Origin of the sequence: Lacticaseibacillus pantheris DSM 15945 = JCM 12539 = NBRC 106106, assembly GCF_001591865.1 — a bacterium.
GTDB classification, from domain to species: Bacteria; Bacillota; Bacilli; order Lactobacillales; family Lactobacillaceae; genus Lacticaseibacillus; species Lacticaseibacillus pantheris.
Map to the genome: position 1 here is coordinate 1 of NZ_BCVS01000068.1, position 12,619 is coordinate 12,619.

The following is a 12,619-nucleotide window of genomic DNA, read 5'->3' on the forward strand; positions in this document are numbered from 1 at the left end:
TATAAATATACCAACCTCAGTGGGCTTTACCAACCCCTTTGCGGTTAAATGACGGATAATTTTTCTGGTCTGCCCCCAAACTGAATGGTACCGCCCTGATTACCCGCACCAATTGACGCTGGTAACAACAAACAAATAACGTCACACTTCAAACGTGGCTTGTCCACCAGGGCAATAGTATGGCCTGTAAATTAAGTTTCGCCAGCACGTTTCTTTGTACTCCCCAAGCCGGTATAATTATGATATTTACAGACCCGCTTTGATGACCTACACTGTCTGTTAGCACAAATCCGCAAGGGGGATTACTGATACAATGACACAGTTAAAAAATGCGGAGCACCACGACCTGCACCACCGTCTGACTGCGGCCGGACTCCTCATTACCTTAGGGGTCGTTTATGGCGATATCGGGACCAGCCCACTGTACGTAATGAAATCGTTGGTGGCCGAGAACGGTGGCATGAGCACCATGACCCACGATTTTTTGGTTGGTTCAGTGTCCCTAGTATTCTGGACCCTCGCAATCGTCACCACCTTAAAGTACGTAATTATTGCCCTCCACGCCGATAATAAGGGCGAGGGGGGGATTTTCGCACTGTTCACCTTAGTCCGGCAACGGGCAAAGTGGTTACTGGTCCCCGCCGTGATTGGTGGGGCCGCCTTACTCGCTGATGGCATGCTGACCCCAGCAGTGACGGTCACCACAGCCATCGAGGGGTTAAAAAATACGGCGATTAATAACCACGTCTTTATTACCCAGCAAGACCAGGTCATCATCACAACCGTGATTATTATTTCCATCCTTTTCTTTATCCAGCGGTTTGGTACCCAGTCGATTGGTCGCCTCTTTGGCCCCATCATGACGCTATGGTTCCTGTTTCTGGGCGTCTTGGGCTTCATGAGCCTTACCCAGGACTGGTCCATGCTCGCGGCCATCAACCCCTACTATGCAGTTAAACTGCTGTTTAGTCCGGCGAACAAAGTCGGTATCCTCATTTTGGGCTCCATCTTCCTAGCCACAACGGGGGCAGAGGCCCTGTACTCGGACATGGGGCACGTGGGTCGGCCGAACATTTACGGTAGCTGGCCATTCGTCAACGTTTGCTTGGTGCTTAACTACTTGGGGCAGGCCGTCTGGATCGACCAGAACCGCACCAACGCAGCGTGGCAACACGCCAGCGACCTCAACCCCTTCTTTGACATGATGCCCGCTAGCATTCACCTTGTGGGCATCATCCTCGCCACGCTGGCGGCCATCATCGCCAGCCAAGCGCTCATTAGTGGTTCCTACACGTTGGTGGCCGAGGCCATTCGCCTGCGGTTCCTTCCCCGCCTTCGAATCGTGTACCCCAGCAAGTTCAAGGGCCAGCTATACATCCCCAGCGTTAACATGCTGATGTGGATTACCTGTATCGCCATCGTCCTGTACTTCCGTACTAGCGCCCACATGGAGGCTGCGTACGGTTTGGCCATCACCGTCACCATGCTGATGACCACCATCCTGCTGTACCAGTTCCTCCGGTTACGGCAGACGCCACGCTTGTGGGCCTGGGTAATCTTCCTATTCTTTGCTAGCATCGAAACCGTCTTCTTCATTGCTAGTGCCGCGAAATTCATGCACGGTGGTTACGTGACGGTGCTGATTGCAATGGTCATCCTAATTGTCATGTTCATTTGGCTGTATGGTGGCATCCTACGTGATCGTAATTCCTTCACGAACCAACGAGTATCGCTGTTAGCCTACAAAAAAATGCTGAACTCGCTCCACACTGACCCCAATTACGAACGGTACGCAGATAACTTGGTTTACCTAACCAAAATTCATGACGGGCGGTTCGTCAAGAAGAACCTCATCTACTCGATTGTCGACAAGCGCCCAAAGCGTGCCGACGTTTACTGGTTCGTCACGGTCAACGTGACGGATGAACCCTACACCGCGGAATACAATGCCGACACTTACGGCACTAACTACATGGTCAACGTCCAACTGTTTCTCGGTTTCCGCATGCAGCAAACCGTCAACGTATTCTTACGTCAGGTCGTCCAGGACCTGATGGCGACCGGCGAAATCGACCGCCAGCCGCAAAAGTACACCACCATGCCGGGCCGCGAGGTGGGTGACTGGTCGTTCGTTCTCGTCCGCGAGGAACTTTCGTCTGAGACCCGCATCAACAGCTTTGCCAAAATCATTATCCAATCGCGCCTACTGCTCCAGCGGATTACGGTCAGTCCTGCCCGTTGGTTTGGTCTGGAATACGCCGACGTGGTTGAAGAGCACGTCCCACTCATTCTGGGCAAAGTTCGAGCTGCCCGCCTCAAGCGTGTACACGCCGACCCAAGCGCCCAAGAGGAGAATCAATAACCGCGAACGCGAAAAACCGTCCTGGCGGGTCCCACACCAAGTAACAGTGGGACCCGTCAGGACGGTTATTTTGTTGCGCTGATAATTATCATTGCATACGCAAGATACGACGAATGCCGGCAACACGCCCGCCTAAAATCATGTCCGCCAGATGTGTCTTCAGCACCAAGTAGCCGTACACGCCACCGCCCAGTATGAGGGCAACGATGAGTTCAGCGACGGCACCGGGCTTGCTGACAGCCGGAATAAAGTAATTCATCAGCCACATAGCGATGCGCACGACCGCAAACATGAGGGACCCGAAGAAGAGCATCCCCGCCACGCGCCGCGACGTCTGAAACACTTTGAAGTGGTAATACTGCCACAACTTGCGGAGCATCAAAATCGAGTTAACACCCAACCCCGCTAGCGACGCCAGCATGGGCCCATACGCCCCGAACAAAGCCGACAGCGGGTATTGCAGAACCACTTTGACCACAATCCCCACCAACATTAACATGATGGCCAGACGGTTGCGGAACACCCCCTGGAGCAAGGCGGCCAAAACGGTGTACAGGCCGAGTGCCACCGCTAGGATACAGGACACCTCCAGCATCCGGATACCGGTACCATCGTAACCGTAGAACACCACGTACAGCGGCTGGGCGATGGCCATCATCCCCAATGACGCCGGAATCATCACGATGCTAAATAGTTGAATGGCGTTGGTCATCTGGCGGCTCACGTCATGCATCTCGTGCCGCGTCACCGCCGCCGACAGGAGCGGAATGACGGTAATACCCATTGCGGACGCCAGGGAGACCACAATCATGATGAGCTTGTTGGCGTTCCCCGCATACAACGCGTACAAATCGTTCATGTGGTTAACGGACCAGTTAAACAGGTGACCCCACATGGGTTTGTACGTGTACTGGTCGATAATGTAGTACCAGTTAATGGCCGAATCCATGATGATAAACGGAATCGCTTGGCGGGCAATGTCCATCAACAGTTGGTTGACGGACACATCGATTTGATTGGCCGAATGCGCCATCTGCGCGCGAATACGTGGCCACCGGCGGATGAAGATTGCGACCAGCATGAGGATACCAGCGAGCGCCCCAATGAAGGCCGCAAAGGTGGAGTGGGTCACCGCCAGGATGTAATCCCCGTTTCCCATCTTCATGATGAAGTACACGGACGCCAACATGTAGATGACGCGGACAAACTGTTCCACCAACTGCGATATCGCGCTGGGAGCCATGTCGCTGACCCCTTGGAAGTAGCCCCGCATGATACTGAGCATTGGTATGACCAATATCGCCCAGGCCAATGAATGAAACACGGGAATCATACGGCTATCCCCCGCCGCCAGGAGCGGGGCGGCAAACCACAGGATGGCGGCCGAAATCACGCCCAGAATCGACGTGGCAATCATCCCGTGCCACCACAACCGGATGGAGGTCGCGTACTCGTTCATGGCGTTATAGTGCGCAATCTGTTTGGCCACGGCGCTAGGAATCCCTGCGGTCGAGATAATGATAAACACGCCGTAGATCTGATACCCCTTGGTAAACAGCCCGTTCGCCGCTAGGGCTGCTGAACCGAGCCACGCCCACCACGGAATTATGTAGATTGCCCCCAGAACCCGGGAAAAGATGCTGCCGGCGGTCATCCACGCGGAGCCCCGCAACATCTTTGATTGGCTAGACGCAGTTGTCTGCGTTTCCTTTGCGTTCATTAAAATTCCTCTTTTTCGTAGTTAACATAGTAATTCTAATTGAATCGCACCACGACTGCAATTGACGACCGCATCTTTAAGCAGATTGTCAGTTTTATTGTGTTGCTTTATCGAACGGCGAGACACCAAAAAGGGTTCCCACCATGATAGCGGGAACCCCTATACCGGCATCGTCTAACTAGCCGACAACAATATTGACAATCTTATTTGGTACCACAATCACTTTGCGCACCGTCTTATCAGCAATGAACTTCTGCACATTCTCAATTACTAGTGCATCCTGCTGTAATTGATCCTGGTCGGCATCTTTGACCGCTTCCAGCTGCCCACGTAACTTGCCGTTCACCTGAACGGCAACGGTCACCGTGTCCGCAACCAGAGCACTCTCATCATACGTTGGCCATGCAGCGTACGTAATCGTGTCATCGTGGCCCAGAATCCGCCAAATTTCTTCCATCAGGTGTGGTGCAACCGGCGCCAACATCTTCACGAAGCCCTCAACATACTCGTACGGCAGGTCGTCCACTTTGTTCGCGTCGTTAATGAAGACCATCATCTGCGCAATCGCGGTGTTAAACTTCAGGTCGGCAAAGTCCTCGGTGACCTTTTTCACGGTCTGGTTGTACACCTTAGTCAAACTACCGTCATTAATCGTCGTAATGTGGTCGCGCATCTTACCGTTTTCGTCAACAAAGGTACGGTAAACGCGTTCCAGGAACTTGTGGGAACCGGCAAGGCCCTCAGTACTCCAAGCAATCCCGGCATCCAGCGGTCCCATGAACATTTCGTACAGACGCAAAGTGTCAGCCCCGTACTCGCTCACCACGTCGTCCGGATTAACCACGTTGCCCTTGGACTTACTCATCTTTTCGTGGTTGTCACCCAAAATCATCCCCTGGTTGAACAACTTTTGGAATGGTTCCTTCGTTGGCACCACGCCAATGTCGTACAGGAACTGGTTCCAGAACCGCGCGTACAACAGGTGCAGAACCGCGTGTTCCGCCCCACCGATGTACAGGTCAACGTTCATCCAGTACTTCATCTTGTCGGGATCGGCCAGCATCCGGCCGTTGCGCGGATCAATGTAACGGAGGAAGTACCATGACGACCCTGCCCACTGCGGCATGGTGTTGGTTTCCCGCTTACCTTTACGACCATTTTCATCAACCACGTTAACCCAGTCTTCTAGGTTGGCCAGTGGGCCATCAGTCGAGCCGGTTGGTTCAATGTTAGCGTCCTCTGGCAGCATGAGCGGCAGCTGGTCTTCGGGTACCAAAGTTGTCTCCCCGTCCTCCCAGTGGATAACGGGAATCGGCTCACCCCAGTAACGCTGACGGGAGAACACCCAGTCGCGCAGCTTGTAGTTAACCTTCTTGGCCCCCACCTGGTGTTCGGTCAACCAGTCGACCATGGCGTCAATGGCGTCAGCCTTATTCATGCCGTCCAGGAAACCACTGTTAATGTGCGCGCCATCCTTGGTGTAGGCAGCTTTGTCAACATCGCCGCCCTCAATTACGGGCATAATTGGTAGGTCAAACTTCTTGGCAAAGGCCCAGTCACGGTCGTCATGGGCAGGTACCGCCATGATGGCCCCGGTCCCGTAGCTAGCCAGTACGTAGTCCCCAATCCAAATTGGTAACTTGGCACCGTTAACGGGGTTCACAGCGTAAGCGCCCGTAAATACACCGGTCTTGTCCTTGTTTAGGTCGGTACGGTCCAGGTCGGACTTCCCAGCGGCCTCCTTGATGTAGGCGTCCACTGCGTCCTTCTGTTCAGGTGTCGTGATGGCCTGCACCAGCTCCTTTTCCGGAGCCAGTACCGCGTAGGTAGCACCAAACAAGGTATCTGGACGGGTCGTGAACACTTCAAAGGACTGGTCAGTACCGTCAACCTTAAAGTTAACGCTGGCACCAACCGAACGGCCGATCCAATTACGCTGCATTTGCTTGATGGATTCTGGCCAGTCCAAATCATCCAGGCCATCCAGCAACTTGTCCGCGTAGGCAGTAATCTTCAGCATCCACTGGCGCATAGGCTTCCGTTCAACCGGGAAACCACCCCGCTCAGTTTTTCCGTCAATCACTTCTTCGTTTGCAACCACGGTCCCGAGATCCGGACTCCAGTTAACCGGGACTTCCGCCTCGTAGGCCAGACCACGCTTGTACATCTGTTCAAAAATCCACTGCGTCCACTTGTAGTACGACGGGTCGGTCGTGTTGATTTCACGGTCCCAGTCGTAGGAGAAACCGAGGCTCTGGATTTGCCGCTTGAAGTTAGCGATGTTCTTGGCGGTAAATTCCTTCGGCGGGTTACCAGTCTTCAGGGCGTATTGTTCTGCGGGTAAGCCAAAGGCATCCCAACCCATGGGGTGCAAAACGTTAAATCCTTGCATCCGCTTCATGCGGGCAACGATATCCGTGGCGGTGTAACCCTCAGGATGGCCAACGTGCAAACCTTGGCCTGATGGGTAAGGAAACATGTCGAGGACGTAATACTTCGGCTTTTGCGGATCCTTCCCCGTTTTGAACGTGTCGTGTTCACGCCAATACTTCTGCCACTTTTTTTCGATTGCTGCATGGTCAAATGCTGCCATATTGTTTGTGCCCCCTGTATGTTTTGTGCCACTGAACGCAAAAAGCCGCCCTAACAAGTTAGGACGACTCCGAGCCGCGGTACCACCTAAGTTCCGGGAACCTCCCGGCGCTTGTCTGGATAACGGCAGCCCGGTCAACCCTACTGACATTGTTCAGGTCGACAACCGAGGAAGTCAGTTCACGTGGGGGACCCGAACGGCTTCCAACAACCGCCGTCTTTCTGGACGAGACCCACACGCTAATAATCTTCCCTGCGTTTAGTATTGAGTTAAGAATAGCAAAATCACCCCCAGCAAGCAAGCACTAAACGGAGACTATGCTAAACTAACAATATTTCTTTCACTAAAGAGGGGTTAATATGCGCATTCAACGTTGGCTTCTGGCCACCATCATGATTACGCTGGTACTAATACTGGCAGTTGCTATCACCACTAGTCAACCTTTGATTCACCAATTCGATACATGGGGGCTACACGCCGCTGGCGCCGTCACACCCGCGCGCACCTCATGGGCCCGCTTCATCACCAACTTTGGTGAACCGGTCAATATGACCATCACCGCTATTGTCGTATCACTCTGGATCATGTGGCGTCGCCGGCCATCCTGGGCCGCAACGGTGGCGGGCGCGGTGCTCAGCACGGCCATCATCAACCGGCTGTTCAAAGCAGTAATTGAACGGCCGCGTCCGTTTGTGGCCGACCCCACTTTGCACGCACTCACCCACGCCAGCGGCTGGAGTTTCCCCAGCGGCCACGCCAGCGCCAGCGCGGCACTGGTCACCGTAATTATTATCTATATATGGCACTGGCACCGACGCCCATTGCCCCGCACGCTGGTGGTTATCCTGGGCGTTATCTACGCAGCCACGATTATGTGGAGCCGCGTCTACCTCCACGTCCACTTTGCCAGCGACGTGCTGGCCGGAGCCCTAGAAGGTATCGCCTGTGCAATTATTGCCCGGGAAATAGTGCGTTGGATTACCATCCGCGGCAGCCAGGATGCTATTGTCGACGCGCCTGACGACCAAGCAAGTTAGCTGCTAACGATAACAACACGACTACGGCACACGCAATGTACACCACGTGCAGGGCATCGAACAACACGTGCCGCAAGGGCACCACTACTTTGTCCGCCAGTTCGTGGACGGTTTGCGAATTGACTAGCTTGTTCATCATTTTGGTGCTGAGGTCGGGCTGACCAGCAACACCGGCAGCGATTTGTTGATTAAAGATGATGCCGTAGATTGAGATCATCAGCGTTTGCCCTAACGTACGGCTCAGGGTGTTGAAGCTGGTCGCCATCCCAATCTGGTCTGGCCCCACCACGTTCTGGGACTCCACGGTGGTACTCGTGATGATAATCCCGAAGCCGAAGCCGAGGACCGCGGACACCACCAGGAACACAGGGTAGGTGGTATGAATGTTCAACAAGGTTACGGCCACAATACCGACGAACACGTCAATCAACGCGATGCCCAGCACCCGGCTGGCACGCATGCGCGGCAACATCTTACCGGCCGCAAAGGAACCGACCACCCACAAAATGCTGCTGGGGGTCACGGCAAAGCCACCCAACGTGGCGTTCACGCCCAAAATCCCCTGCATCCACATAGGAATGTATACTTCGTGGCCCATAACCACACCCGAAATGAGTGCAGCAATAATATTTTGTGAGATGAACGCCTTTGACTTAAACAGGCTCAAACTAATGACCGGGTCAGTGGCCCGCCGTTCTGCGGCGATAAACCGCCAGATGCTCAGTGCAGCTCCAACCAATAATGCCGTCGCGTACCAAATACCATGCGGCAGCTGCAGCAGCTCGCATGCCCCCAGAACACAGACCAGAATCAACGCCAACCACCAAATGCCGCGTACATCCAGACTGGAAGAGCTGGTACGCGGCTTTTCGTGTAGGAAAACCGCTGTTAGCCCCATGGTTAGGAGACCAATGGGAACGTTAATAATAAACACCCAGTGCCAAGATAATTGGTCCACGATGAGACCACCCAGTAATGGCGCTACAACTGCTGCAATCCCCCATGCAGAACCGTTGAGGCCGAGCACCTGCGCCCGCTTAGCCAGCGAATACATGTCCGCGATAATGGTGTAGGTAACCGGCATGATGGCGCCAGCTCCCACACCCTGAATGGCACGGGCGACGATGAGCATAATCATCGATTGCGATAGTCCGCTGAGCAACGAGCCAATGACAAAGATGCCGAGGCCAACCATCAAGACCGGCTTACGGCCACGCATATCGGCCATTTTGCCGTAGACGGGGGTCGCAATTGCGCTGGTTAGCAGGTAAATTGCAATTACCCAGTTCATCAGCCGAACTCCGTGCAATGATCCAACAATTGTTGGCATGGCGGTACTGACAATTGTGCCCTCAATGGCAGCCATGAAGGTGGCGATGAAGACGGTCACCGTCATTACCGGCACGTTGGTACGTTGTGTATGCATAATTTCTCCCTCAAATAAGTACAATATGTGGTTGGTGGGGCCTTAAGCACAGGGGATAAGTGCGTTTCGGTTAGGTTTGGCGGTTAACCTGCTACTCTCCCCCATTACTCGTGCGTTTGAAAACGATTTGCATCCCGCAGAAACTGGAGCGTAACCCGCTACGGCAATGAAGCCAGGCCCGGGCTTAACCGCCGTAGCAAGTTACGCTCCAGTTTCTAACCGCGGGGCTCCACTCTCTAAACGAGCTGCGCAGGCTAGAAGGCGACGCATAAGCATCTCTAACCAAAAGGCCAAAACCGGGCCTTTCGGTTAGAGATGCTTATGCTCTGCCTTCTAAATGGCCTGCTCCGCTTTCTACAAAAAAACGGCAGGACAAATTAATGTCCCACCGCCAATCGATCACTTCTACTGCAAGTACTGCTTCAGTACGTCTACCTTATCGAGGTGCTCCCACGGTAAGTCAACGTCCGTGCGGCCAAAGTGACCATATGCCGCCGTCTGTTCATATATTGGGCGCTTCAAATCCAACATCTGGATAATCCCCGCCGGCCGTAAGTCAAAGTTGTCCCTAATTGCGTCAACAATTTTGCTTTCCGGAATTTTGTTTGTGCCAAACGTGTTCACCGAAATCGAAACCGGCTTGGCCACACCTATTGCATAGGCCAACTGGACTTCCAGCGTACTTGCTAAGCCCGCAGCCACGAGGTTCTTGGCGATGTAACGAGCCGCATAGCTGGCCGACCGGTCAACTTTGGTTGCGTCCTTACCAGAGAAGGCCCCACCGCCGTGACGCGCAAAACTCCCGTACGTGTCCACAATGATCTTCCGGCCCGTCAACCCAGCATCTGCAGCTGGTCCGCCCAGCACGAAACGTCCCGTTGGGTTCACGTAGATCTTCGTCTGGTCATCCAGCAGGTTAGCCGGAATAACGGCACGGATCACTTGCTCCTCAACGTCCGCCCGGATCTGGGCCAAAGTAGCGTCTGGATCATGCTGCGTTGAAACCACCACGGTATCCACACGGAGTGGCTTGTTATCCTCACCGTATTCTACCGTCACCTGCGCCTTTGCATCTGGGCGCAAGTACTTAATCGTACCGTCATGCCTCAACGCGGCGATCTTACGCATCAGACTGTGCGCAAGCACCGCCGGTAGCGGCATGTACTCGGGCGTCTCGTCAATGGCGTAACCGAACATCATTCCCTGATCGCCGGCCCCAATCTGGTCCAGCGGGTCAGCATCGCCTGAGCGTTCCTCTAGGGATTCATTTACCCCTTGAGCAATATCGGGCGACTGTTCATCCAGAGCAACCAATACGGCCACTGAATCAGGATCAAAGCCACTCTCACGCGTATAACCAATCCGCCGAATCGTATCACGAACAACGCCCTGGATATCAACGTACGCGTTGGTTGATACTTCACCAAACACCAACACCAATCCGGTAGTCACGCTGGTTTCAACCGCGGCCCGTGCATCCGGGTCCTTGGCTAGCAGCGCGTCCAAAATGGCATCACTGATTTGGTCCGCAATCTTATCCGGGTGCCCCTCAGAGACCGACTCGGACGTAAATAAACGTTTTTCTGACATATGAAATTGTTTCCCCCTAAAAGTTTTCGGTTACAAGGCAAACCCACGTGTGTGGGCCCTATCGGGAATTCTTTGCAACAATCTATCCTAACACAAAACGGGCCGGTCTCACAAAGGTTTTGCCTCACTCCACATTTTCAGGTAGCATAGGGACAGAAAGAAGGTAGAAAGATGCCATCAGCAAGAGACCGAATTCTCTCAACCATTGCGCTCGCTGGTCTATCCATCACGTACCCCATTCTCGCGGGGGGCACCGGTGGGTTTGTATGGTCGTTTCAACTAGTCGCACTGGTCATACTCGCAGTCGTTATCGCCGCGGTACAACTGGATTGGCGACCAGGTTGGTTAGCCATTGTGGGCATCATTCCCGCAATAATAGGCGCTTTTAACCAGTGGACAATTCTACCGCTCGCATTAGCGCTATTGGGCTTAACCTACATAATTAGCACGCAAACGATGCTGCACGAAATCCGCACAACTTTGTTGATAGTTCTAGCTGGCTTTACCCAGATAATGCTCACCATGGCGGACACGCACGTTCTGCAAAGTAGCTACCTCACCGCGCTGATTCTGATGCTAATTCCGTTTGTCGTGGGGGTCTGGTCGAAATATCTACCCATGTGGGCAACCAGCCTCGCTATCTTTATCATCTGCATCGCGGGCTTCATGCTTCAGCACCTCACTATCATCGTGGTGGTGGCTATCATGGTATTGGCGTTAGTGCCATTACGCCGGCGCAGAGATTGGTGGTCTGCCTACTGGTTAGCCGCCGCCTGGGTCACCAGCATCTTGATGACTGTTTCATTTATTCACGGCTAGGATAGGTCCTAGAGCAGAAAAAAGCCTGCACATGGCTCCCAATTCGTACTAGACTAATCATCTAAGCAGAACGGGTGGCTCGCCATGTGTAGGCTTTTTTTGGTTTGCAATTTCACTCAACCACGCGATCACTATCCGTATTCGTGTGAAAAGCCATGTACACCAATTCGCACAAAGTAGCAACGAGACCACCTGGAGGCCAAAAATAAATGACTACAGTAATAATCAACGTATAGGCCGGTAGCCGCCAGCTGTTCATAAACCGATACGGCGGCATAGCCATTATGCGCAGCGCCTGGTCGACCATTCCCTCACGGCGTAACGCGTTGATGATGCTCCGTGACAACCACCAGTAGGCGGCGCTCCATACCGCAAAGACGACCAGGTAAAAATACTCGGGCGCACGGTAGTTCAAAAACCGGCCAGACCATGCCGTGGCTACAGGAATAAACGACATGGTCAACAACCACAGATTGTTGATCCAATATATACGTTTGGTCACACGCCTTAAAATCATGAACATATAGTGGTGGTTGTACCACGCAACCCCAATAAAAAGAAAGCTCACAATGTACGCAAACAGGTACGGTAAATCACCTGCCATCGCACTCCACAGGTAGGTTTCTGGCACCTTGAATTCTAGAATCATAATGGTCATGATAATTGCAATCACAGCATCAGTAAAAGCTTCGACACGATTTTTATTCATAAAAGGATCCTCCAAACATAACTACATGGTATTTTACACTCTCGTAGTATATTTGAAAACCACCGTTATTCAAGGGATACTAATTAACGCTCCATTAACTGATTTGCCAATCACGTTGGATCAAAAAAAGAGCATTGCTTGCGCATTGCTCCTTTGATGTACCTATCTAACTAAAAGACGGAGAGTAAGGGATTCGAACCCTTGATACAGGCAAAACCCGTATACATGCTTTCCAAGCATGCTCCTTCAGCCTCTCGGACAACTCTCCAAGCTAAAATAAAAACTCCGGTTGTCGGACTCGAACCGACGACAACCTGATTAACAGTCAGGTGCTCTACCAACTGAGCTAAACCGGAATAATAT

General features: G+C 53.0%; 8 protein-coding genes, 2 tRNA genes, 1 riboswitch and 1 other annotated feature. Of the genes, 3 read left to right on the forward strand and 7 right to left on the reverse strand.

The annotated features are described in order from the left end of the window. The first annotated feature begins 313 nt into the window (after positions 1-313). The gene (locus tag LPA02S_RS07905; protein ID WP_056956460.1) at positions 314-2,362 is read left to right on the forward strand and encodes a KUP/HAK/KT family potassium transporter; all 2,049 of its coding nucleotides are present in this window, start codon (positions 314-316) and stop codon (positions 2,360-2,362) included. Between the two features lie 88 nt (positions 2,363-2,450). Here LPA02S_RS07905 and LPA02S_RS07910 read toward each other — a convergent pair whose 3' ends face one another. Continuing rightward, positions 2,451-4,082 carry a putative polysaccharide biosynthesis protein gene (locus tag LPA02S_RS07910; protein WP_054651270.1) on the reverse strand — a complete coding sequence of 544 codons (1,632 nt, stop codon included), beginning with the start codon at positions 4,080-4,082 and terminating at the stop codon, positions 2,451-2,453. Between the two features lie 178 nt (positions 4,083-4,260). Further along, on the reverse strand, positions 4,261-6,675 hold the full coding sequence (leuS, locus tag LPA02S_RS07915; protein ID WP_056956461.1) for a leucine--tRNA ligase: 2,415 nt from the start codon (positions 6,673-6,675) through the stop codon (positions 4,261-4,263). Positions 6,676-6,731: 56 nt separating this feature from the next. Then, positions 6,732-6,937, reverse strand: a binding site (T-box leader). Positions 6,938-7,034: 97 nt separating this feature from the next. Between leuS and LPA02S_RS07920 the strand changes: the two genes are divergently transcribed. Then, the gene (locus tag LPA02S_RS07920; RefSeq protein ID WP_054651274.1) at positions 7,035-7,712 is read left to right on the forward strand and encodes a phosphatase PAP2 family protein; all 678 of its coding nucleotides are present in this window, start codon (positions 7,035-7,037) and stop codon (positions 7,710-7,712) included. On the opposite strand, the gene LPA02S_RS07925 is transcribed toward LPA02S_RS07920, so the two are convergent. Both LPA02S_RS07925 and metK read right to left on the reverse strand, forming a co-directional pair. After that, on the reverse strand, positions 7,678-9,138 hold the full coding sequence (locus LPA02S_RS07925; protein WP_054651276.1) for an MDR family MFS transporter: 1,461 nt from the start codon (positions 9,136-9,138) through the stop codon (positions 7,678-7,680). The genes LPA02S_RS07920 and LPA02S_RS07925 overlap by 35 nt on opposite strands. Before the next feature lie 405 nt (positions 9,139-9,543). Beyond that, on the reverse strand, positions 9,544-10,728 hold the full coding sequence (gene metK, locus LPA02S_RS07930; protein ID WP_054651278.1) for a methionine adenosyltransferase: 1,185 nt from the start codon (positions 10,726-10,728) through the stop codon (positions 9,544-9,546). Beyond that, a riboswitch (SMK box riboswitch) is annotated at positions 10,728-10,811 on the reverse strand. Its footprint overlaps the gene before it by 1 nt. Before the next feature lie 88 nt (positions 10,812-10,899). On the opposite strand from metK, the gene LPA02S_RS07935 reads away from it, so the two are divergent. Further along, the gene (locus LPA02S_RS07935; protein WP_056956462.1) at positions 10,900-11,547 is read left to right on the forward strand and encodes a hypothetical protein; all 648 of its coding nucleotides are present in this window, start codon (positions 10,900-10,902) and stop codon (positions 11,545-11,547) included. Positions 11,548-11,659: 112 nt separating this feature from the next. On the opposite strand, the gene LPA02S_RS07940 is transcribed toward LPA02S_RS07935, so the two are convergent. The 3 genes from LPA02S_RS07940 to LPA02S_RS07950 form a co-directional block, all read right to left on the reverse strand. Then, entirely contained in the window at positions 11,660-12,256 is a 597-nt protein-coding gene (locus LPA02S_RS07940; protein WP_054651282.1) for a TMEM175 family protein, read from the reverse strand. Positions 12,257-12,434: 178 nt separating this feature from the next. Beyond that, positions 12,435-12,524 (reverse strand) — tRNA-Ser (locus LPA02S_RS07945). Between the two features lie 15 nt (positions 12,525-12,539). Continuing rightward, a tRNA-Asn gene (locus LPA02S_RS07950) sits at positions 12,540-12,612 on the reverse strand. Positions 12,613-12,619: the final 7 nt, after the last annotated feature.